This window comes from Streptomyces aurantiaciflavus, assembly GCF_049808595.1.
Classification (GTDB): Bacteria; Actinomycetota; Actinomycetes; order Streptomycetales; family Streptomycetaceae; genus Streptomyces.
On record NZ_JBNCAQ010000052.1, the window covers coordinates 25,885 to 48,461 of the forward strand.

Genomic DNA, 22,577 nt, shown 5'->3' on the forward strand with positions numbered 1-22,577 from the left:
GGTCCGGGGCAGCGCACCCGGCGGGGCGCGAGCGTGTCCCCCGTTCGCGGTAACGTGAACCCCCTATGAACGCCAAGTCCGACGTGCAGCTCCCCGCCGTGTCCGTCATCATGCCCGTCCTCAACGAGGAGCGGCATCTGCGCGGAGCCGTCCAAGCGATCCTCGCGCAGGAGTACGCCGGCGAGATGGAGGTCGTGATCGCCCTCGGTCCGTCCACGGACCGCACGGACGAGATCGCGGCTCAGCTCGTGGCCGAAGACGCGCGTGTGCACACCGTGCCGAACCCCACGGGGCGTACGCCCGCCGCCCTCAACGCCGCGATCAAGGCCTCCCGGCATCCGATCGTCGTCCGCGTCGACGGGCACGGCATGCTCTCGCCGAACTACATCGCCACCGCCGTGCGGCTCCTGGAGGAGACCGGCGCGCAGAACGTCGGCGGCATCATGCACGCCGAGGGCGAGAACGACTGGGAGCACGCGGTCGCCGCCGCCATGACCTCGAAGATCGGGGTCGGCAACGCCGCCTTCCACACCGGCGGCCAGGCCGGGCCCGCCGAGACCGTGTACCTCGGGGTGTTCCGGCGCGAGGCGCTGGAGCAACAGGGCGGCTACAACGAGGAGTTCATCCGCGCCCAGGACTGGGAGCTGAACTTCCGCATCCGCGAGGCCGGCGGGCTGATCTGGTTCTCGCCCGAGCTGAAGGTGTCGTACCGGCCGCGGCCCAGCGTGAAGGCGCTCGCCAAGCAGTACAAGGACTACGGCCGTTGGCGGCACGTGGTCGCCCGCTACCACGAGGGCTCCATCAACCTGCGCTACCTCGCCCCGCCGGCCGCGGTGTGCGCGATAGCGGCCGGGATCGTGGTCGGCGCGGCCGTCACCCCGCTCGGATTCGTCGTCCCCGGCGGCTACCTCGCGGCGATCGTCGCCGGATCGCTGCCGGCCGGCAGGGGGCTGCCGCTGAAGGCGCGGCTGCGGATCCCGGTGGCGCTCGCCACGATGCACATGTCGTGGGGCTGGGGCTTCCTGACCAGCCCGAAGTCGCTGGCCAAGAAGGTCATCGCCTCCCGGCGCCCCGCGGTCCTCAGCCCGGAGACGAGCTGAGGGACGCGAGGCGCCGGCCGGACCCGGGCTACCAGGTGTAGTCCGGGTCCACGTGCATGCACTGGCTGGTGTCGGCGGCGTTCATCGTCTGCGCCGACGTGGGCGTCCTGTCGTCCTGCTTCGGCGCCTTGTACGCGGACCCCGACCGCCAGTCCGCGCCGACGAACAGCGTCACCCCGGAGACGTCGGTGGACTTCTTCACCTGGCTCGACGGGATGCCGAGGGCCTTCGCCACCCGCTGGGCGTCGCCCTGGAGGTCGGCGCTCGGGTAGCGGATCACCGTCTTCTCCTCGGCGGTGGCCGGCGAGGTGTCCGCCACGGCCTTGGTGAAGCCCTTGCCGACCAGCAGCTGCTTCACCGCCGTCGCCCGCCCGCGGGCCGCGCCCAGCGCGTCGGTGTAGGTGCTGTTGTGGACCTGCACCGCGATCTCGTCGTCCGCCGCGGCCGGGTCCGTGGCCGTCGGCGACGGGGTGGCGGTGGGCTTCTTGGTGTCCTTGCCGTCCAGGGCTATGTCCTCGCGCACCAGCCGGAACAGCTTCTCGGCGTCCTTGGTGGGCACGACCCGGCCGGTCTGGACGGTGTCGTAGCGGTTGGGCATCGTCGTCATGGTGATGCGCTCGGTCGGGACCTTCTGCAGCTCGGTCGCCAGGTCGTACATCTTCTTGATGCTGTCCAGGCCGTCGTCGACGGTGATCGCCTTCGTGGCCGCCTCGGCGAGCCTGCGCAGGCCGTTCGGGTTGGTCAGCTTGGCCTCGGAGCGCAGCTGGCGGACCATCGAGTTCATGTACATGTGCTGCGCCTTGGCGCGGGCGAGGTCGGTGTCGTCCTCGAAGCCGTAGCGGGTGCGCAGCCACTGCAGGGCCTGCTTGCCCTTGATGTCGTGCGTGCCCTTCTCCAGCTTGAGGCCGGAGCCCTTGCCGTCCCGGGTGTGCGAGTAGACGTTGGCGTCCACGCACACCGGGACGCCGCCGATCGCGTCCGCCATCGACACCACACCGGAGAAGTCGATCATCATGAAGTGATCGATGTGGATGTCGGTGAGCTTCTCCCACGTGGCCACCGTGCAGCCCGGGCCGCCGCGTCCCAGGGACGCGTTGGTGATCTCCCGGGTGAGCGCCGGGTACACCTTCCTGGTGTCCGGGTCCGTGCACTTGGGGATGTCCAGCAGCGTGTCGCGGGGCATGCTCACGACCGACATGTTGCTGCGGTCCGCGGAGACGTGGAGCAGCATCTGGACGTCGGCGAGCGGGATGCCGTTGAAGGTGTCCCTGGCGCCGCCGAGCTTCTGGTTCTCCGCGGTGTCGCGGGCGTCCGACCCGATCAGCAGGATGTTCAGCGGCTTCTGCCCGGCCGCGTTGGCCTTCGTCTCGGCCGCCCGGTCCTTGGCCTCGCCGATGTTGAGGTCGTCGCTCTTGATGTTGTCGTTGAGGTGCTTGTAGTAGAGGTAACCCGCCCCCGCGCTGCCCAGTATCACCAGCGCCAGCACCGATGCCGACCAGCGCAGTACGCGCCGTCTGCGCCGTCTGCGGCCGGCTCTGCGCCCCCCGTCGCCCTCGCCGAGGCCGCTGTCGGGGCCGGCGTCCGATCCGCCGGCCGACCCGCTCACTGTCCCGCCGTCCGTGCTGCCTTCGCCGCCGCCGTCCAGGTTCTGCCCGTCCTGGGCCGCGTCCTGGTCGGACGCCGCCGTCGTGGACGTCGTGTTGTCCTCGACCTCGGGAACCGCCCCCCGCACACTGCTCCGCGCCACTTCCCCTGCCCTCCACCGCCGTGCGCTGACATGACGCGGGCCCGTCCCGCGTCAAGTCAGACGCTTGACGGGCCCGCAGGGTTACCTACTTGGCGCACTCGACCTTGTCCGCCGTGGATTTGTCGACCGAGTCCGGCACCTTGGCCGGAGCCGTGAGCGAGACGCCCGCGCCCTCGAAGTCCTTGCCCAGCGTCAGCGTCATCGTCGGCAGACCCTGGGCGTTGGTGACGCTCTTGCCCGGCTTCAGCGCGGTCCCGGGCAGCCCCATGATGGCGGCGAGCTTGCGGGCCTGCGCCGCCTGGTCGGGCGCGTACTCGAGCGTCGTCCTGCTGAGTTCCTGAGGCGCGTTGCCCGCGTTCTCGGACTTCGTCACGCCCTCATCATTCTGCAGCCAGCTGAGAGTGGCCTGTGCGCTGCCGGCCTCGGCGCCTCCGTTCATCACCCGCACCCGCACCTCGGAGGCCGCGGACTGGGTGCCCTTGAGGCGGGCGGCGGCGGCCGCGGCAGCGGCGTTCTTCGACGCCTGCGCCTTCTGCTTCACCTCGGTGAAGGAGACGTCGTCCCTGATCATCTGGAAGACGGTGGGCGCCGTCGCCCGGTTGAGGACGACCGTGGCCTTGACCTTCTCGGCCGGGTTGTCGACCACCGGCACCGTGGTGAAGGTCAGGTTCTTGGTGTTGAGCTTGCCCAGCTCCAGACCGAGGTCCTTGAGCTTGTTGATGCTGTCCAGCTGCGAGTCGACGGTCAGCGCCTTGGTGCCCGCCTCCGCCAGCTTGATCATCTTGCTGGGGCTGGTGAGCGTGTCGTTCGACTTCAGCTTCCGCATCAGCGAGCTGAGGAACTGCTGCTGGATCGCGATCCGGCTCAGGTCGCCGCCGAAGCCCACCGAGTGCCGGGTGCGCACGAACGCCAGCGCCTGCTCGCCCTCGATGGTGTGCGTGCCCTTCGACAGCTTCAGGTGCGAGTCCGGGTCGTCGATGTTCTTCGCCAGGCACACCTCGACCCCGCCGACCGCCGTGGTCAGCGTCTTCACCGCGTTGAAGTCGGCGACCATGAAGTTGTCCGGGGTGATCCCGGTCAGCTCCGTCACCGTCCGCATGGTGCAGCTGGGCGTACGGCCGTCCTGGCCGAGGCTCGTGTTGAAGCGGACGTTCTCCGTGCCCGGGATGACCTTGGTGGAGCCGTCCTCCTGCTCGGTCTGGCAGTCCGGGACGTCCACGATGAGGTCGCGCGGGATGCTCAGCGCGGTCGCGTTCGTCCGGTCCTTGGAGACGTGCAGCAGGATCGTCGTGTCCGCGTGGCCGACGCTGCCGGAGTCGCCGTAGCCCTCGTTGCCCGCGCCGGTGCGCTTGTCGGTGCCGATCAGCAGGAGGTTGATCGCCTTGTCCTTGCTGAAGCCACCGGTGCTCGCGCCGTCGTCCGAGAGGGAGGTGATGTTGTCGTTGAGGTGCTCGAGATAGAGGTAGGCCGCGCCGGCGGTGCCCACCAGGGTGAAGGCGGTGATCCCGCCGGTCCACAGCAGGACCTTCTTCGCCTTCGACTTCTTCTTCTCCGGCCGGCGCCCGCGCCGGCCGGGCGGCGGCTCCTCCGGCACGCCCCGGCGCCGTCGCGGCCCCGGCACGCCCGGCGTGTCCCGGGCCGGCGCCGCCGTACGGCTGCGGACCGCGCCCGTGTCCCCCGGGACAGGGGAGTCGGCTCTGCGGGGTCCGGGGACCGCCGACTGCGGTGCGGAAGGAGTCAGTCGCAGTTCGTATTCGCCGGTGTTCGGATTGAGCACCCACTGGTCTGCGGGATCGATGTTGTCCGCCCGCCCACGGCCTTGCGCGTCCACGGTTGTCCGAATCCTCCGTCGGGGCCACGCGGCGCCTTTCCCCCTTCAAGGCGCTCGGGTCTCGGTCACACAGTGCACGACCCCAGGACGGTCCTCTGGCCGGGTGCACCGGATCGCTCACACTATCCGCCCAGTTCAGCGTCGGGCGACGACGGTGACAAATTCCACGTCCCTACAACCGGGCAATCCATCCCAATTCCTTGAACTGGAGTTCGTCGGAAAGACCCGCTTGGGAAGCGCTTTACCTCGCCGCGGTGCCGCGCGGCCTACGCACAGGTGTCCTCCGCGGCTGTGTTCCCCCGGAAAGTGGGGACCGGTGACGGCGACGATCCGTACGGCTCGTGATCGGACGACTGCGCAGAGCCCGAATTCGAGGGGCCTTCCGGGGTGACGGTCACGGGTCGGTCGGTACGCAGCAGTTCGAAGAGTTTCTCCGCCTCGGGTTCCACGAGTTGGTCGCGATTGGCGTTGTAGACGTACGACTCCCGCGGAACGGTCAGGAACTGCACGCGTTCGGTGGGAATGTCCCGCAGGCCGCGCACGAGTGCGTACAGCCCGCGCAGGCTCGCCAGATCCGGGTCGGTGGTGAGGGACGACGTGGCCGCGTCCAGCACGGGATACAGCTTCACCGGGTTCAGCAGCACGTCGTTGCTCTGCATCTTGGTGAAGAGCGCGCCGAGGAATCGCTGCTGCCGGTCCATGCGGTCGGTGTCGCTGCCGTTCCCGAGGGTCTTGCGGGCGCGGACGTACCCGAGGGCCTGCTCACCGTTGAGCCTCACCCGCCCCGCCGGCAGCCGCAGCTTGGCCGCTTTGTCGCGAATCGGCTCCTTGAGGCAGACCTCCACCCCGTCCACGGCGTCGACCATCTCCTTGAACCCGCTGAAGTCGACGACGACGTGATGATCGACGCGGATCCCGGTGAGTTTCTCGACCGTCCGGATCGTGCAGGCGGAGCCGCCGGCCTGGAAGGCGTAGTTGAACATCGCGAACATCGGCTCGGTCCGCGTCCCGTCCGACCGCCGGCAGCTCGGCACGTCCACCATCAGGTCGCGGGGTATCGAGACGGCGGTCGCGCTGCGCCGCCCGGCGGCCAGGTGCAGCAGGATCGTCGTGTCCGACCGCTCGGTCCCCGAGTCCCGGCCGTACTCGCGGTTGCCGGACCCCGAGCGCGAGTCCGACCCGATCAGCAGGATGTTCCGCGCGTCCTTCACCAACGCGGTCGGCCGCTCCTTCGCGTACCGCCCGAGCTCCGCCGCGGCGGCCTCGTCGGGCGTGATGTTCCCGTCGAGCTTCGCGTACAGCACCCACCCGGCCACCCCGCTCGCGACGACGAGCAGCGCGACCGCCCCCACCCCGTACCGCACCCACCGCCGCCGCCGACGCCGCACGACCCCCGGCCCCCAGCCGGAGCCCCCCGCCCCCGGCCCGAGGCCCCCGGACACGCCTGCGTCTCTGCTCACCCCGGACTCCACCCCTCCTGCTCGCCGTACGAACGACGTGCCGTGCCGCGAACGTCGTGCCGCTCCTACGACGATGGCCCGGGTGGGGCGGGGGTGCGGGTGGGGGTGGTCCAAATGGGTGACGGGGGTGGTGGCGGCTCGGGGGCGCAGGGGCCGGTGGCGGCCGGGCCGGCGAGAGAGGGGTGGTGAGGGGCCGGGGGAAGGTCCGGCGAGGGGTCGGCCGACGATTCCGGTGGCCCGGCGGGCACCGCCCGAGAGGGCGCCGAGCCTGGCCGCGCCGGTCCCTGCCGAGCCGGGGTCTGGCCGCGCCGGTCCCTGTCGAGCCGGGGTCTGGCCGCGCCGGTCCCTGTCGAGCCGGGGTCTGGCCGCGCCGGTCCCTGTCGAGCCGGGGTCTGGCCGCGCCGGTCCCTGTCGAGCCGGGGTCTGGCCGCGCCGGTCCCTGTCGAGCCGGGGCCTGGCCGCGCCGGTCCCTGCCGAGCCGGGGCCCAGCCGTGCCGTGTCCCTATCGAGCCGTGGCCGTCACCCGTTCGCTGTCGATGCGTTTGGCCACGGTCTCCTCGGGCGCCTGGTCGAGGTTCGGGCAGAGCACCACGGAGGCGCCGCTGGCCAGCGGCGCGTACAGCCCGGCGCTGAGGCCCTCCCAGGTGTCGTACGACAGTCCGGACAGGAGCCGGGAGCCGGGGCCGGTCAGTCCGAGGTCCGCCGCCTCGGCGCGGGCGCGTTCCACGATCTCCGCGCCCGTGTACTCCGCGCCGGCCACGATGAGCGCGGGCTCCTCCGGGTCCACGGGCGCGTACGGCACGAAGCGGTCCCCGTGGCTGGGGACGTCGACGGCGTAGTCGGCGTAACCGTCCGGCGGGGCCGGGACGAAGCGTCGGCCGAGCGGCGCGAGCGAGAGGGCGTACCGCTCGCCCCGGCAGGCCAGCCCCGCCTCGAAGTGACCGGGCCCGGCGACGACGAAGTCCGCGCGCGCCGGGTCCCCGGCGACGTCCGCGACGACCCCGGTCGACGAACACGCCAGCAGCCACACCGCCGTCTGCCAGTGCGCGGGCAGCAGCAGCGCGACCCGGTCGCCGGGCTCGGCGGACAGCCCGTCCTGGATCAGATTGGCGGTCTTGGCCACCCAATTGGCGAAAGTGGCCACGGACAATTCGACACGTTCGCCGGTGGCGTCGTCGTAGAAGGTCACCAGTGGGCGCGCGGGATCCGCGGCGAGCGCGGAACGCAGCAGGTCGGCAGGGGTACGGTCGATGGCAGTCACCCGCGCAAGCGTACGCGCCGACCGCGCCGGACACCCGCCGCCGGGCCACCGGTTCGGCGGAACGCGCCCGACGGCCCGTCAGTTCCCCGATGTGCGGATATGTATGGCCCTGTCCAGGATCGGTCGCATGCGTGGATTGCTTGCTTCCTCGATCGGTGTCACCTGTACGGCGGCCCTCGCCCTTCCGTTGGCGCCGCCCGCCACCGCGGCGACGGCGCGACCGGCGCCGACCGTGGAGACGACCGCCGCCGCGGCCCTGGCCACGAGCCCCGCCGCCCCGCTCCCCGGCAGTACCCAGTCGCTGCCTCTGACCTCCCCCGCCCGCGACCGCGCCCCCGGCGCGGAGCAACAGGGCCTGCCCCGCCGGGACGTACACCCCTTCTCCCTCGTGGGCGTCGTCTGGGACGACCCGAACGCCGAACTGCACGGCCGCGTCCAGGTCCGCACCCGCGCCGTCGGCACCGGCGCCTGGTCCGGCTGGCAGGACCTCGAGACCCACAACGCCGACCACGGCGCCGACCCCGACACGCCCGAACGCACCGCGCTCGGCGTCCGCGGCGCCACCGCGCCCCTGTGGGTGGGCGACTCCGACGGCGTGGAGGTCCGCGTCGTCCCCGCCGCCGGCATCCGTACGGAGGACACCGCCCGCGGCCCCCTCACCGCGTCGGCGGCCCTTCCGCTCCCCGCGGGCCTGCGCGCCGAACTGGTCGATCCCGGAACGGAGCCCGCCGCCCACGCGCCCGTTGGCCCGCCCCGCAGCCGTGCCCTGACCCGGCAGGCCCCCGTCGACGCCCCGCGGACGGCGACCGCGACGACCACTCGGGCCGTCGCCGCCTCCGCCGCCAACACGGACCTCGCCCCCCTCGGCGCCACCGAGATCCCCGCCCTCGACCGCACAGGAACCGAACACGAACTTCTCTCCCTGCGCCAAGGGGAACTGACGGACAGCCAGCGAGTGAAGCCCTACATCGGCCCGCGCCCGCGCATCGTCACCCGGCGCGGCTGGGGCGCCGACGAGAGCATGCGGGAGACGGCGTTCCGCTACACGAGGACGGTCAAGGCGGCCTTCGTGCACCACTCGGCGACGGGCAACAACTACACGTGCTCCCAGGCGCCCTCGGTCATCCGCAGTATCTACCGCTACCACGTCAAGAGCATGGGCTGGCGGGACATCGGCTACAACTTCCTCGTCGACAAGTGCGGAAACATCTACGAGGGCCGCGCCGGGGGAGTGACCAAGCCGATCCTGGGCGCCCACACCCTGGGTTTCAACACCAACAGCATGGGGATCGCCGTTCTCGGTACGTTCAGCGCCTCGAAGCCGTCCGCCGCGGCGGTGAACGCCATCGCCCGTCTGACGGCGTGGAAGCTTGGCCTGTTCGGGGCGAATCCGCGCGGAAAGACATACCTGAAGTCGGGTGGTGGCAATCTCTACGCAAAAGGTAAGAACGTACGACTGAACGTGATCTCCGGCCACCGGGACGGTTTCGCCACGGAATGCCCAGGACGGCAGCTCTACGGCAAGCTCGCCTCGGCCCGCTCGACTGCGGCCCGCTACCAGGGTCGTTGAGGCGGGCCCGGGACGCCCGGGCCTGGGGAGGCCCCGGCGGAAACCGGAGGCGGCGGAGGACACGTCCAGTGGGGGGCACATTCCACAGCCGTCGGGGGGACAGCGCATGGAACACCGCATGCAACACCGCACGGCCATCGAAGTTGCCACGCAACGGTCTGCATACACTGGCCGGCCGAAAGACAGTTCGGCCGGTCCCGGCAGGAAGCAGAGACGAAGGTGACAGAAGCGATCCTCCTGGTCGGCGGCAAGGGCACCCGGCTGCGCCCGCTCACGGTGCACACGCCCAAGCCCATGGTCAGGGCGGCGGGGGTGCCGTTCCTGACGCACCAACTGGCGCGGGCGAGGGCGGCGGGCGTGGACCACATCGTCCTCGCGACGAGCTATCTGGCGGAGGTCTTCGAACCGTACTTCGGCGACGGCTCGTCGCTCGGCCTGCACATCGAGTACGTCACGGAGGAGGAGCCCCTCGGCACGGGCGGCGCGATCCGCAACGTCGCGTCCCGGCTGCGCTCGGGCCCCGACGACCCGGTGCTCGTCTTCAACGGCGACATCCTCACGGGCCTGGACATCAGACGGCTGGTGGCCACCCACGAGTCGTCGTCGGCGGACGTCTCGCTGCACCTGACGAGGGTGACGGACCCCCGGGCCTACGGCCTGGTCCCCACCGACGACACCGGCAAGGTCCTGGCCTTCCTGGAGAAGCCCCAGACCCCCGAGGAGATCGTCACCGACCAGATCAACGCGGGCGCGTACGTCTTCCGCCGCTCGGTCATCGACACGATCCCGCTGGGCCGCCCGGTCTCGGTGGAGCGCGAGACGTTCCCCGACCTCCTCTCGGCCGGCGCCCACCTCCAGGGCATGGTCGACTCGACGTACTGGCTGGACCTGGGCACCCCGGCGGCCTTCGTCCGGGGCTCGGCGGACCTCGTCCTCGGCCGCGCCCCGTCCCCGGCCGTCCCCGGCCGCTGCGGCGACCGCCTCGTCCTCCCCACCGCCACGGTCGCCCCCGACGCGAAACTCACCGGCGGCACGGTGGTGGGCGAGGGCGCCTTCGTCGCCGAGGGCGCGCGGGTCTTCGGCTCGACAATCCTCCCCGGCGCGGTGATCGAACCCGGCGCCGTCATCACCGACTCCCTCATCGGCACCCGAGCCCGCGTCGGCGAACGCTCCGTCCTCACCGGCACGGTCATCGGCGACGGCGCCATCGTCGGCCCCGACAACGAACTCCGCGAAGGCGCCCGAGTCTGGTGCGACGCCCGCATCCCCGCAGGCGCGGTGCGCTTCTCTTCCGACCAGTAGACCGAGACACGGAAGTACGGGGGCACACGCCCAGAGGGCGGCGCCTCCGTACTTGCTTGGCTGGAGCGGGGGCGGGGTGGTGGCGAGAGAAGGGGTGTTGGGGGAGCCCTGTCGGGGGTGCAGGGGGCAGGAGCTCTGTCAGGGGTGCAGGAGGGGCGCAGCCCGCCGGGATCCTGGGGCACGGCTCCACCGGGCCCCAGGGGCACGGCCCTCCCAGGTTCAGGGACAGCCCGGAGCGGAGCACGGCCGCAGCCCCGCCGGGGGTCTGGGGGCGGAGCCCCCTGGTGGGGTCGAAGGGGCGGAGCCCCTGGAGGACGGGAAGGGTAGGGGCGGCGGGGGCGAAAACACCCCCAGGGCACCCCCCTCCCGCCCCTCACAACCGCCCGATGTCCCCCCTGGGCATCCGCGGCGCCCGCCGCTCCGGCACCTTCCCGCTCAGCAGAATCAACCGAGCCGCCCGATGCCGCTGCCCCGCGTACGGCTCCAGCAACGACAACATCACCGAGTCGTCCGCCCCCCGATCCCCCGCCAACGCCCACCCCACGATCCCCGGCAGATGCAGATCCCCCACAGTCACCGCATCCGCCGCCCCATGACTCCGCTGCACCACCTCCGCCGACGTCCAGGGCCCCACCCCCGGCACAACCTCCAACCGCGCCTGCGCCTCCGCCGGAGGCATCCGCACCGCCTCCTCCAACCGCCCCGCCACCCGAACCGCCCGCAGGATCGTCGACGCCCGCTTGTTGTCCACGCCCGCCCGATGCCACTCCCAGGACGGAATCAACGCCCACGTCCGCGGCGCCGGCATCACCCACAGCCGCCCGCCCGCCGCAGGCCCCGGCGCCGGCTCCCCGAACTTCCGCACGAGCAACCGCCACGCCCGATACGCCTCATCGGTCGTGACCTTCTGCTCCAGGATCGACGGGATCAACGACTCCAAAACCAGCCCGGTCCGCGTCAACCGCAACCCCGGCCGCCGATGCCGCGCCATCGCCACCACCCGATGCCGAGGCACGAACGCATCCGGATCATCCGCCGCCCCGAGCATCTCGGGCATCTGATCGAGCAGCCACTCCGCCCCGGGCCCCCAGGCCTCCCCCCGCACACCACCGCCACCAGCCGCTACGCCGACCCGCAACGTCCCGGGCCCGACAGGCGTCAGACTGGCCCGCCACACCGACCCGTCGGGCATCGCCCGGAAGGTCGGATCCCCGGGCCCACGCCGCAAGGGCCCCAGCACCAGCCCGAGATCGAGCGGCCCCTGAGGCACCCAGGTCCGCACCCGTCCCGCCGCAGAGCCCTGCCGCGGCACCCCCGCGGGCACGGCGACTTCCCCACCGCGCACGGTCGTACGGGTGGGCCGCGGAGCGAACCGTCCTGCCACGAATAGGTCCTAACGCGATCTTGGGGGAGCGGAAAACGGAAGAGAGAGAAACCAGACCAGATCAGACCAGAACCCGACCCAGAACCAGATCAGAATCGGAACCCGAACCAGACCAGAACCAGAACCGGATCCGGAAGGCGAGGAGCAGCAAGCCCCACAGCCGAGCGCCGGAGTCCTACGAGGGTAGGCCGACCAGAGCGCCCCCACCGAGCCCCCAGCCCCTCACCGCACCTCGACAAACCCCCCAGCATCCCGCTCAGGCCGCGCCCGGGGCTCCTCCGCCGCGTGCCCCACGGCCACCGCCCCCATCGGATCCCACCCTTGCGGCAACTCCAGCACCTCCCGCACCACATCCCGGCAGAACATCGTCGACGACACCCACGCCGACCCCAGCCGCTCCCCGGCCAGCGCGACGAGGAAGTTCTGCACGCCGGCCCCGGCCGCGACCACGAACATCTCCCGTTCGGCGGCGTCCCGCCGAGCGTCCCCGTACGTGTGCGCCCCGTCCATCACCAGGCACGGCACGACCAGGTACGGCGCATTGCGCAGCACGTCCCCCCGCCGTACCCGCTTGGCGATCGACTCCTCCGACTTGCCGTCCCGCCGCAGGTCCGCGATCCACGCGTCCCGCATCGCGTCCAGCAGCCGGACCCGTGCCTCCTGCGACTCCAGCAGCACGAACCGCCACGGCGTCGTGTGGTGCGGCGCCGGCGCCGTGACGGCCGCGGCGACGGCCCGTCGTACCGCACCGGGGTCCACGGGCTCGTCCGTGAAGGACCGCACCGTCCGCCGCTGGGTGACCGCCAGTCGCACCGCCTCGGACGTACCGAGCCGGAACATGTCGTCGCGCGCGCCGCGCACCATGGCCCGCGCCCCTTCGTCGTCGCCGTCGGCGGCGACGACGTGCCCCAGCCCACGCACCACGGCCACGGGCAGCCCGGCGGCCTTCCCCTTCACGAGGTCCCCCGCGGCGGCCAGCTCGTCCGCCGTCGCGACGACCGTGGCGCTCAGCGGATTGCCGTACGCGTCCGTACCGCCGCGCAGATCGTCCAGCACCCGCACCCCGGCGGCGCCGATCGCCACGTCCGTGAGCCCCGCGCGCCAGGGCCGCCCGAAGGTGTCGGTGACGACGACACCGACGTCGACGCCGAGGGCGCCGCGCAGCCCGTCCCGGATCGCCCGCGCGGACGCGTCCGGGTCCTCGGGCAGCAACAGCACTGTGCCGGAAGGGGTGTTGGAGGAGTCGACACCTGCCGCGGCCATCACCAGCCCCTGCCGGTTCTCGACGATCCTGAGGGCCCCGCGCCGGGCCACGACCCGGACGGTCTCGGCGTCGATCGCGGCCTCCCGGTCGTCCGCCCGGACGACGCGGCCCTCGGCCTTGGACACGATCTTCGACGTCACCAGCAGCACATCACCGTCGGCGAGCCCCGGCTCGGCGGCGGCGATCAACTTGGCGAGGTCGTCCCCGGCCTGCACCTCGGGCAGGCCGGGCACGGCCCAGACCCGGTAGCCGTTCTCGGGTGCTCCGCTCACGCGCCCCGCACCTCCTCCGCCAGCGCCAGCGCCTCCCGGGCCATCTGCGCGGCCGCGTCGAGATCGGTCATCATCAGCGGCACGGCCCGGCAGCGGATTCCGGCGGCCTCGACGCGCTCCACCACATCCGCGTCCACCGTGTCCACGAGCCACCCGTCCAGCAGCCCCGACCCGTAGTGCTCGGCGACCGCCGCGGCCGTCGACTCCACGCCGACCGCCGCGAGCACCTTGTCGGCCATGCCGCGCACGGGCGCGTCCCCGACGATGGGGGACAGGCCCACCACCGGCACCCCGGCGTCGGCGATCGCCTCCCGGATGCCGGGCACGGCGAGGATCGTGCCGACGGACACGACCGGGTTCGACGGCGGGAAGAGGACGACGTCCGCGGCCGCGATCGCCTCCAGGACGCCCGGCGCGGGCTTGGCCTGCTCGGCGCCGACGGGCACGACCGCCTCGGCCGGCACCGACGCCCGCAGCCGCACCCAGTACTCCTGGAAGTGCACCGCCTTGCGCTCCCCGTCGACCTCGACCGCCACATGCGTCTCGACGCGGTCGTCGGTCATGGGGATCAGCCGTACGCCCGGCTTCCACCGGTCGCACAGTGCCTCGGTCACCGCGCTCAGCGGATACCCGGCGCCGATCATCTGCGTCCGCACGATGTGCGTGGCGAAGTCCCGGTCGCCCAGCCCGAACCAAGCGGGCCCGACGCCGTACGCCGCGAGCTCCTCCTTCAGGTGGAAGGTCTCGTCGGCCCGCCCCCAGCCCTGCTCCTCGTTGATGCCGCCGCCGAGCGTGTACATCACCGTGTCGAGGTCCGGGCAGACCTTCAGCCCGAAGAGGTGGATGTCGTCCCCGGTGTTGCCGATGACCGTGATGTCGGCGTCCGGCACGGCCCGCTTCAGACCACGCAGGAACCGGGCACCGCCGATGCCGCCTGCCAGAACCACAATGCGCATTGAAACAGTGTGTCAGCCGCCAGGCTGACTCGTTGAGGGGTGGTGGCCGGGCGACGGGTGGGACAGTCTTGCAGGCGGGTACGACAACCCGTCGCGCAAGTCGTTCTTCGGGTCTTCAGGCGGTCACCGTGCGCGGCTCGACCCGGCCGTCGCAGTGAGGGGCGGTGTGCATGGGCATCTCGGTCAGGCCCGGGAAGTAGACGTGCAGGCTGACCGCCGGCTCGAGCGCGTCGTTGACGACCTCGTGCACATAGCCGGGCGCGAACACCCGCTGCGCTCCGGCGCCCAACGCGCGCGTGCCGCGCTCGGTGCGCTCGGTCAGCGCGCCGTCCAGGACGGTCAGCACTCCGGAGGAGCGGCCGTGGTCGTGCAGTCCGCTGCCCTGCCCGGGAACCCAGGACAGCAGCCACACCTCGTAGCCGGGACCGGTGCGCAGCCGGTGGTACCAGCGCGTCGTCGCGTCGTACTGGACGAGGTGCTCCCACTGGGAGCGGTCGGCGGCGATGGAGCGGGCCAGGCCGACGAACTCGGCGACGGTGGCCGGGTGCTCGCGCTGAGCCTGGAGGAGGTGCGGGACTTCGAGGATGTCGCCGGCGATCTGGAGGTCGCTGTCGCTGTTCATGGGGTGCGGTGGTTCCTCGGCGGAAGAGAAGAGGGGGGCTGGGTGTCGCGTACCGTCCGCCCGGGTCACGGGCGAGCGGGATGCCCGGGTCCGGGCGTGGGAACAAGCAGCCGAGTCGCAGGGACTCAGGAGCAGCTGGAACGCGTGGGGCTCAACAGCTGGAACAGCAACAACAGCTACAGCGAGCGCGGGCAGCACCGTGGGACCCGGCGGTGCGGGTCGAGGTGGGCGCCAAGTTCGCGAGCATGCCCACAAGGACACCGGTTCACACCTTGGCTGTCAACTCGACGGCCAGGATGTGGGACCGGTTCACCTCATCAGGTTCACCTCTCAGGTGAAAGGTTTGTGCAGGCCCTCACCGGGACACATGGCGCACATGCCGGGCGCGCAAGCCTCGTTGCGACCCCGTGATCCAACTGTGATCCGGTTCGCTTCCGCGCGCGTGTCGGAACGGGATCGAACCCCTGGGCGTCCTTCCCCGTACAGGCGCTGTGCGGGGCCGGTGGTCCGTCGGGGCCTCATCTGCCTGTCAAGGTTTATGGTGATTTGAACACTTACCGCATGGCCTTGGTTCCGCAGAGTGAATCAGGGGCCCAATAGCAGATCTCGGCTTGACTCGCCCGGAGCAGCACACTTGTAATTTCACTCGTGTCGTTCAGCCGAAAACGGTAACGGCAACGTCACGGGGACTGCGAAAGACAGAGCGAGGGGCGCACATGACCGAGCTGGTGCAGCAACTGCTGGTCGACGACGCGGGTGAGGAACTCGGCTGGCAGGAGCGCGCACTGTGCGCCCAGACCGACCCCGAGTCCTTCTTCCCCGAGAAGGGCGGCTCCACCCGCGAGGCCAAGAAGGTCTGCCTCGCCTGCGAGGTCCGCTCCGAGTGCCTCGAGTACGCCCTCGCCAACGACGAACGCTTCGGCATCTGGGGCGGCCTGTCCGAGCGGGAGCGCCGCCGGCTGAAGAAGGCCGCCGTCTGAGAGGCCGCGCCAGGTACGGCCGGACATCGGCACCACGTATCCACAAGGCGGTGCGACGGCCCGTCGCAGGTGGGGTTGTCCACAGGCGGCGGGCCGCCGCCATGCCCAGCCGATAGTGTGGTCGCTCGTCCGAGACGCCCCGCCGCCCTCACGCGGCGCAGGCGCCCACCGCAGTCCATCGAACCGGGGCCCGTACCTCGATGTCCGTGCACAGCCACACGGCAGCCCAACACGACGCTGCCACACCTGAGTTCCCGCGTCATGTGGTGACCGCGGTCCTCGTCTCCCACGACGGTGCCCGCTGGCTGCCCGACGCGCTCGCCGGGCTGCTCGGCCAGGAGCGCCCCGTCCAGTCCGTCATGGCCGCCGACACCGGCAGCGCGGACGACTCCGCGCAGCTGGTCACCGACGCCCTCGGCGCCGACCGTGTCCTGCACCTCGCCCGGCGCACCGGATTCGGCCAGGCCGTCGAGGAGGCCAACCGCACGGCCCCGGTCCTCAGCCCCGAGGAGCTGCCGTACCTGAAGCGCCCCAGCGGCTGGGACCCCGTCACGCGCACCTGGCGCGACGACGCCTACGACCTGCCGGAGCTCCCGTACGGCGAACCCGTCCAGTGGCTGTGGCTGCTGCACGACGACTGCGCCCCCGAACCAGACGCCCTGGCCGAACTGCTGCGCGTCGTGGACAACGAACTCGAACTGGGCCGCGACGACGTGGCCGTCGTCGGCCCCAAGCTCCGCGGCTGGTACGACCGCCGCCAGCTCCTCGAGGTCGGCGTCACCATCGCCCACTCCGGCCGCCGCTGGACCGGCCTGGACCGCCGGGAACAGGACCAGGGCCAGCACGACCACGTCCGGCCCGTGCTGTCCGTGTCCACCGCCGGCATGCTCATCCGCCGTGACGTCTTCGAGGAGCTCGGCGGCTTCGACCGCCGCCTGCCCCTCATGCGCGACGACGTCGACCTGTGCTGGCGCGCGCACGCCGCCGGCCACCGCGTCCTCGTCGCCCCCGACGCCGTCGTACGACACGCCGAGGCCGCCTCCCGCGAGCGGCGCGCGGTCGACTGCGCGGGCCGCACCACGGCCTCCCCGCACAAGGTCGACAAGGCCGGCGCCGTCTACACCCTCCTCGTCAACAGCCGTACCGCCCTGCTGCCCTGGATCCTGGTCCGCCTGGTCCTCGGCACGCTGCTGCGGACCGTCGCCTACCTCGTCGGCAAGGTGCCCGGACAGGCCGTCGACGAGATCCGCGGTCTGCTCGGCACGCTGCTGCGGCCCGAGAAGATCATCGCCGGGCGGCGCAGGCGCGGCCGCCCGCAGGTCGACAAGGACGAGCTGCGGACGCTGTTCCCACCGCCCGGCGCGACCGTGCGGGCCACCGTCGAGCAGGTCGCCGGCAACTTCTTCGGCGCCTCCGACGCCGAGACCACCACCGGCGCGGGGCGGCACGGCGGCGCCATCGAGTCCGGCCCCGGCGGCGACGACGCCGACTTCCTGGAGATCGAACAGTTCGCCCGCCTCAAGCGCGTCGCCCGCAAGCCCGGACCGGTGCTCTTCCTGGTCCTGCTGCTCGTCTCCCTCGTCGCCTGCCGCAACCTCCTGGGCGGCGGCGCGCTCGCGGGCGGCGCCCTGCTGCCCGCCCCGGCCGACGCCTCCGAACTGTGGTCGCGCTATCTGGACGCCTGGCACCCGGTGGGCGCGGGCGGCACCCCGTCAGCGCCGCCCTACCTCGCGATCGTCGCGCTGCTGGCCTCCCTGCTGTTCGGCTCGACCGGCCTCGCCGTCACCGTCCTGCTCGTCTGCTCGGTGCCGTTGGCCGGCGTCACCGCCTACTTCGCCTCCCGCACGTTGGTCGCCTCCCGCCTCCTGCGCGCGTGGGGCGCCGTCGTCTACGCCTTCCTGCCCGCCGCCACCGGCGCCCTCGCCGGCGGACGTATCGGCACCGCCGTCCTGGCCGTCCTGCTGCCGCTCATCGCGCGCGCGGGCATCGCCGCGAGCGGCCTCGCCCACTCCTCCGGCGCGCGCGGCAGCTGGCGGGCCGCCTGGGCGTACGCGCTGCTGCTGACGATCACCACCGCGTTCACGCCGATCGTCTGGCCCGTCGCCCTGGTCCTCGGCCTCGCCGTCCTCGCCGTGCGCCGCACCGACATCCCTGCCTACGGCCTGCGCTTCCTGGCCCAGCTCGGCACGCCCCTGCTGATCCTCGCGCCCTGGTCGCTGTCGCTGCTGCCGCTCGGCTTCTTCACCGAGGCCGGCCTGGAGTACGGCCCCTCGGCGGCCTCCGCGCTCGACCTGCTCGGCGCCAGCCCCGGCGGCCCCGGCACGGTCGACGGACTGATGCTCATCGGCATCGTGCTGGCGGCGCTCGCCGCCCTGCTGCGCGGCGAGCGCCAGTTCGGGATCTGGACGGCCTGGGCGGTCGCCCTGGTGGGCCTCGTCTTCGCCGTCCTGTCCAACAGCTCCACCTGGGCCGGCCCCGCCACCCTCGTCTACGGCATCGCCCTGCTCGCCGCCGCCGTCCTCGGCGCCGACGGCGCACGCGCGCGTGTCGCCGAGCAGAGCTTCGGCTGGCGCCAGCCGGTCGCCGCCCTCATCGCCTTCGCCTCGGTCGCGGGCCCGCTGCTCGTCGCCGTCGGCTGGATGCTCGGCGGAGCCGACGGCCCGCTGGAGCGCCGCGACCCCGTCCAGGTGCCCGCGTTCGTCGCCGAGGAGGCCCGCAACCGCGACCAGTCCCGCACCCTCGTCCTCGACAGCGACTCCACCGCCCACGTCGGCTACATGCTGGTCCGCGGCTCCGGCGCCCGCCTCGGCGACGCCGAACTCGCCGCCGCCGACGGCGAGAACGCCCGGCTCGACAAGGTCGTCGCCAACCTCGTCGCCGGCTCCGGCGCCGACCAGGCCGACCAGCTCGGCCAGTTCGCCGTCGGCTACGTCCTCGTCCACAAGGGCGCACCCCGCGAGGTCACCCGCGTCCTGGACGCCACGCCCGGCCTGAAGCGGCTCAGCCAGCAGGACGGCAGCGCCCTGTGGCGGGTCAACCGGGAGGTCTCCCGCGCGGCGATCGTCACCGAGTCCGGCAAGGGCACGGCCACTCCGGTCGCCGCGGGCCCGGTCGACATCCACACCAGGATCCCGGACGGCGCCGACGGCCGGATCCTGCGCCTGGCCGACGCCGCCGCCGACGGCTGGACCGCCACCCTGGACGGCAAGCCGCTCACCCGCACCACCGTCGACGGCTGGGCCCAGGGCTTCGAACTCCCCGCCTCCGGCGGGACCCTGGACGTCACCTACGACGACCCGTTCACCCACACCGCCTGGCTGTGGGCGCAGGGCTTCCTCGCCCTCGTCCTCGTCGTCCTCGCCCTCCCCGGCCGCCGCCGAGACGTCGACGACGACCTCCCCGAGGAGGAGCCGCTGCCCGCCCCGGCCACCGCCGGCGAGGGCCGCCGCGCCCGCCGCCTGCGCGCCCAGGCCGAGTCCGAGGAACCCGCCCAGGACGAGGAACTCCCGTCTCCTCCGCAGGAGGAGACCCCGGTCGCGGTGCCTCAGCAGCAGTCCTACGGAGAGTGGGACACGCCGAGCTACCCGGGCGGCGAGTACGGCGGCTACGGCGACGAGCAGTACCAGGGCGCCCAGCAGCAGTACCCGACGGGCACCTACGACCAGGCGGCCTACGACCCCTACCAGTCCGGCCAGTACGACCCGTACGCCTACGAGGGCAGGCCCGAGGCCGCGGCCGCCTACGACCAGGCCTACCAGCAGGGATACGACCCGTCGTCCTACGGCCAGGGCGGCTACGACCCCGGCTACGACCCGGCCGCCCAGCACCCCCACGGCACCGGCAGCAGCGAGCGCCCCGACGGGAGCCAGCAGTGAAGCGCACGACCCTGTCCCTGATCGCCGGCACGGCCGCGCTCGCCGCCGTCACCGGCTTCGCCACGCTCACCGACCCGGCCGCCCCCGGCACGGACACCGCCAAGGCGGCCGCCGTCCTGCCCGTGGAGCGCACCAGCCTGCTCTGCCCGGCGCCCAGCACCTCCGACCTCGCCGAGACGACGTACACATCGTTCACGCCCGTCACCAAGGGCACGGGAAGCGACGGCACGGCCGAACTCCAGTCCGCCCCCGCGAAGCCCGCCGCCGGGAGCGCCGCGGGCGGCAAGAAGAAGACCGCCGCCAAGCCCGTCCTCACCCCCAAGGCACCCGGCACGCCCGCCACCGGCGACACCTCCGGCGGCGACGCGCCCGCGCTCATCGGCACCGCCGAGGGCAAGTTCGCGCCCGGCTGGACGGTCCAGGAGACCACTCAGGTCACCGCCGGCACCGGCCGCGGCCTGCTCGGCGTCACCTGCACCGCGCCGGACACGGAGTTCTGGTTCCCCGGCGTCAGCACCGCGGCCGACCGCACGGACTACGTCCATCTCACCAACCCGGACGACTCCGCCGCCGTGGCCGACATCGAGCTCTACGACAAGGACGGCGCCGTGGCGACCACGGTCGGCGAGGACATCACCGTCCCGCCGCACTCCAGCGAGCCGATCCTGCTGTCCACGCTCACCGACGAGAAACAGGACAACCTCACCGTCCACGTCAACGTCCGCGGCGGCCGCGTCGGGGCCGCTGTACAGGCCCTGGACGACAAGCTCGGCGGCGACTGGCTGGCCGCGTCCACCGACCCGGCGAGCAGCCTGGTGATCCCCGGCATCCCCAAGGACGCCACAGCCGTCCGCCTGGTCGCCTTCACACCGGGCGACGCCGACGCGGACCTGAAGGTCCAACTCGCCTCCCCCTCAGGTCTGATCACCCCCGCCGGACAGGAGACGCTGCACGTCAAGGCGGGCATGACGACCGCTGTGGATCTGGGCGGCATCACACGCGGGGAGGCAGGTTCGCTCGTCCTGACCCCCACCGACCAGTCCGTGCCGGTCGTGGCCGCCGTACGGGTCGTGCGCGGCAAGGGCGACAAGCAGGAGTCGGCGTTCATCCCCGCCGCGAGCCCGGTCGGCACGCGCGCGTCCGTCGCGGACAACACCGCCAAGGGCTCCACCCTCTCCCTGACCGCCCCCAGGGGCACCGCGAAGGTGAAGGTCACCGCCTCGGCGGGCACCGGGGGAGGCACGGCGGCCGTCAAGACGTACACGATCAAGTCCGGCACCACCCAGGACGTCGAACTCCCCGTCCCCGCGGGCCTGAAGGGCACCTACGCCCTGACCGTGGAATCCCTCACCCCTGTCCCCGTCTACGCCTCCCGCACCCTGACAACCTCAGTGGAGGGCCTCCAGGGCTTCACCATCCAGACCCTCCCGGACGACAGGGGCACGGTGGCGGTACCGCAGGCGGACGAGGACCTGACGGTGCTGCAGAAGTAAGGCTGCGGGGAGCCGCCGATCACGGGCGCCGCCGCAGCCGGCGGCGGCAGGGCAGCCGTCCCTCCGGGCGGGGCACCGCCCGCTCAGTCCTCCCCGTACCGAGGGTCCACCGTCTCCGGAGTCAGCCCCAGCAACTCCGCCACCTGCTCCACCACGACCTCGTGCACCAACGCGGCCCGCTCGTCGCGCCCCTTGGTGCGAATCTCGACCGGCCGCCGATAGACGACGACCCGCGCGCGACGCCCCTCGCGTGCGGGCATCGCCCCGCCCAGCGGCACCGCCTCGTCGTTCCACGGTCCCGGAGTCCCGTCCAGCCGCGGCACCTCCAGCACCAGGAAGTCGATCTCGGCGAGCTGCGGCCACCGCCGCTCCAGCCGCTCCACGGAGTCCTGCACCAGATCCGCGAACACCTCGGCGCGGCTCGCGGCCAACGGCACCTGAGGGGGCGCGATCGGCCCCCGCATGCCCCGGCCGTGGCGATCACGACGACGGGGCCCGGGGCCTGTGGCACGGGGCGGTACGGGGCTGTCCATCACTACCGAAGCGTAGTCCCCGCCGGGCCCGGCCGCCCGACCCCACGCAGCGACCCGCCGCCGTCCGGACGCTCCGCACGGCATGTCGCAGGATGACCATTCCAGCCAAGGTTGGGCTCGATTCCGTATCTCTCCGAGACCGGCGAACTCATGGCAATTGATGGTGTTTGTGCCGAGTGGTGACCGGCCCAGACGACCTTCCTTGCCCCGAGGACTGGCGTTCACGCAGGTCAGCGGGGTATGACTGGAGTGGTCTGTGGGGCGTTTCACAACACGACACGGTGGAGTGACCTGGTGGAGAGTCGTCGCGGCCCGCTCAAGAGTGCGGTACCGTCCAACGTCGTGAGCCCTGTACGTCGCTGTTCGCGCACCGCCTGCGGCCGACCCGCCGTCGCGACGCTGACGTACGTCTACGCCGACTCGACCGCGGTCCTCGGCCCGCTCGCCACCTACGCCGAACCCCACTGCTACGACCTGTGCGCCGAGCACTCCGAGCGCCTCACCGCCCCGCGCGGCTGGGAGGTCGTCCGCCTCCTCGACGGTTCGGCTCCCGCGCGCCCCAGTGGCGACGACCTGGAAGCGCTTGCCAACGCCGTCCGTGAAGCGGCCCGCCCGCAGGAACGTGCAGCCGGAGCCGGCGGCGGAGGCCGGGGCGCGGACCCGATGGAGGTCGCGCGCCGCGGCCACCTGCGGGTTCTACGGTCGCCGGACAACTGAGCCGCCGCGCCGCGAGAGCGGGCGCACGCCCGGTGACGCGCTGTTGGCACGGACACGACCCTTCCGCTCGGCCGGGAAGCGGGAAATCGCTTTCCGTGTGACGGAGCCGGGGTGGCAGGGGCGCCCGCGACAGGTGCCGCGGGTCTGACCCTCGGTCAGGTCATCGATCAGGCCCTGGACGCCATGGCCTCGGTGGCAGAGAGTCAGACG

Annotated in this window: 16 protein-coding genes; 7 read left to right on the top strand and 9 right to left on the bottom strand. The window is 72.4% G+C overall.

Annotated features, from left to right (window positions below):
* Window positions 1-65: 65 nt before the first annotated feature.
* On the top strand, window positions 66-1,100 hold the full coding sequence (locus ACPT94_RS39140; RefSeq protein ID WP_360347476.1) for a glycosyltransferase family 2 protein: 1,035 nt from the start codon (window positions 66-68) through the stop codon (window positions 1,098-1,100).
* A gap of 28 nt (window positions 1,101-1,128) precedes the next feature.
* Here the strand turns inward: ACPT94_RS39140 and ACPT94_RS39145 are convergent, their stop codons facing one another.
* The 4 genes from ACPT94_RS39145 to ACPT94_RS39160 all read right to left on the bottom strand — a co-directional run bounded on the left by ACPT94_RS39145 (window position 1,129) and on the right by ACPT94_RS39160 (window position 7,399).
* The gene (locus ACPT94_RS39145) at window positions 1,129-2,847 is read right to left on the bottom strand and encodes an LCP family protein (protein WP_360347478.1); all 1,719 of its coding nucleotides are present in this window, start codon (window positions 2,845-2,847) and stop codon (window positions 1,129-1,131) included.
* 85 nt (window positions 2,848-2,932) lie between these two features.
* Window positions 2,933-4,678, bottom strand: coding sequence for an LCP family protein (locus ACPT94_RS39150; RefSeq protein ID WP_425247971.1), 1,746 nt, complete (start codon window positions 4,676-4,678; stop codon window positions 2,933-2,935).
* A 266-nt stretch (window positions 4,679-4,944) separates the two neighbouring features.
* Window positions 4,945-6,138 carry an LCP family protein gene (locus tag ACPT94_RS39155; RefSeq protein ID WP_425247972.1) on the bottom strand — a complete coding sequence of 398 codons (1,194 nt, stop codon included), beginning with the start codon at window positions 6,136-6,138 and terminating at the stop codon, window positions 4,945-4,947.
* 502 nt (window positions 6,139-6,640) lie between these two features.
* On the bottom strand, window positions 6,641-7,399 hold the full coding sequence (locus ACPT94_RS39160) for a TIGR03089 family protein (RefSeq protein ID WP_360347484.1): 759 nt from the start codon (window positions 7,397-7,399) through the stop codon (window positions 6,641-6,643).
* Window positions 7,400-7,526: 127 nt separating this feature from the next.
* Between ACPT94_RS39160 and ACPT94_RS39165 the strand changes: the two genes are divergently transcribed.
* Both ACPT94_RS39165 and manB read left to right on the top strand, forming a co-directional pair.
* Window positions 7,527-8,969, top strand: a complete 1,443-nt coding sequence (locus tag ACPT94_RS39165) for a peptidoglycan recognition protein family protein (RefSeq protein ID WP_360347486.1) — start codon at window positions 7,527-7,529, stop codon at window positions 8,967-8,969.
* 219 nt (window positions 8,970-9,188) lie between these two features.
* The gene (gene manB, locus ACPT94_RS39170) at window positions 9,189-10,271 is read left to right on the top strand and encodes a mannose-1-phosphate guanylyltransferase (RefSeq protein ID WP_360347488.1); all 1,083 of its coding nucleotides are present in this window, start codon (window positions 9,189-9,191) and stop codon (window positions 10,269-10,271) included.
* Between the two features lie 373 nt (window positions 10,272-10,644).
* Here the strand turns inward: manB and ACPT94_RS39175 are convergent, their stop codons facing one another.
* The 4 genes from ACPT94_RS39175 to ACPT94_RS39190 form a co-directional block, all read right to left on the bottom strand.
* On the bottom strand, window positions 10,645-11,655 hold the full coding sequence (locus ACPT94_RS39175) for a DNA-3-methyladenine glycosylase family protein (protein WP_425247973.1): 1,011 nt from the start codon (window positions 11,653-11,655) through the stop codon (window positions 10,645-10,647).
* Window positions 11,656-11,877: 222 nt separating this feature from the next.
* Entirely contained in the window at window positions 11,878-13,191 is a 1,314-nt protein-coding gene (locus ACPT94_RS39180; protein WP_425247974.1) for a coenzyme F420-0:L-glutamate ligase, read from the bottom strand.
* Window positions 13,188-14,147: a 2-phospho-L-lactate transferase gene (gene cofD / locus ACPT94_RS39185; RefSeq protein WP_425247975.1), complete on the bottom strand. Its 960-nt coding sequence runs from the start codon at window positions 14,145-14,147 to the stop codon at window positions 13,188-13,190. Before cofD ends, ACPT94_RS39180 begins: the two co-directional genes overlap by 4 nt.
* 115 nt (window positions 14,148-14,262) lie before the next feature.
* Window positions 14,263-14,769: a cysteine dioxygenase gene (locus tag ACPT94_RS39190; RefSeq protein ID WP_360347496.1), complete on the bottom strand. Its 507-nt coding sequence runs from the start codon at window positions 14,767-14,769 to the stop codon at window positions 14,263-14,265.
* Window positions 14,770-15,485: 716 nt separating this feature from the next.
* On the opposite strand from ACPT94_RS39190, the gene ACPT94_RS39195 reads away from it, so the two are divergent.
* From ACPT94_RS39195 to ACPT94_RS39205, 3 genes are all read left to right on the top strand, one after another.
* Window positions 15,486-15,749 (top strand): WhiB family transcriptional regulator, encoded by a 264-nt coding sequence (locus ACPT94_RS39195; RefSeq protein ID WP_030792866.1) that lies wholly within the window; start codon window positions 15,486-15,488, stop codon window positions 15,747-15,749.
* 200 nt (window positions 15,750-15,949) lie between these two features.
* Complete coding sequence (locus tag ACPT94_RS39200) at window positions 15,950-19,624, top strand: glycosyltransferase family 2 protein (protein WP_425247976.1); 3,675 nt, start codon at window positions 15,950-15,952, stop codon at window positions 19,622-19,624.
* Window positions 19,621-21,117 (top strand): DUF5719 family protein, encoded by a 1,497-nt coding sequence (locus ACPT94_RS39205; RefSeq protein WP_425247977.1) that lies wholly within the window; start codon window positions 19,621-19,623, stop codon window positions 21,115-21,117. The genes ACPT94_RS39200 and ACPT94_RS39205 overlap by 4 nt, the downstream gene beginning before the upstream one ends.
* 83 nt (window positions 21,118-21,200) lie before the next feature.
* Here ACPT94_RS39205 and ACPT94_RS39210 read toward each other — a convergent pair whose 3' ends face one another.
* Window positions 21,201-21,650 carry a metallopeptidase family protein gene (locus ACPT94_RS39210; RefSeq protein ID WP_360347503.1) on the bottom strand — a complete coding sequence of 150 codons (450 nt, stop codon included), beginning with the start codon at window positions 21,648-21,650 and terminating at the stop codon, window positions 21,201-21,203.
* 294 nt (window positions 21,651-21,944) lie between these two features.
* On the opposite strand from ACPT94_RS39210, the gene ACPT94_RS39215 reads away from it, so the two are divergent.
* On the top strand, window positions 21,945-22,367 hold the full coding sequence (locus tag ACPT94_RS39215; RefSeq protein WP_187826098.1) for a DUF3499 domain-containing protein: 423 nt from the start codon (window positions 21,945-21,947) through the stop codon (window positions 22,365-22,367).
* Window positions 22,368-22,577: the final 210 nt, after the last annotated feature.